1 rRNA gene is annotated in these 275 nt (G+C 55.6%); it reads right to left on the reverse strand.

Annotated elements, in window-relative coordinates:
- Positions 1-275, reverse strand: a 16S ribosomal RNA gene (locus tag ACTHSQ_RS11250); the annotation flags it as partial.

The raw sequence follows: 275 nt of genomic DNA on the forward strand, positions 1-275 counted from the left end.
CCCCAGGTTAAGCCCAGGAATTTCACGCCTGACTAACGAAACCGCCTACGCGCCCTTTACGCCCAGTAATTCCGAGCAACGCTAGCCCCCTTCGTATTACCGCGGCTGCTGGCACGAAGTTAGCCGGGGCTTCTTCTCCGACTACCGTCATTATCTTCATCGGTGAAAGTGCTTTACAACCCTAAGGCCTTCATCACACACGCGGCATGGCTGGATCAGGCTTGCGCCCATTGTCCAATATTCCCCACTGCTGCCACCCGTAGGCTGTCTCTTAT

The sequence above is a fragment of the Neisseria sp. P0009.S008 genome, from assembly GCF_051958615.1.
Lineage (GTDB): Bacteria > Pseudomonadota > Gammaproteobacteria > Burkholderiales > Neisseriaceae > Neisseria > Neisseria subflava.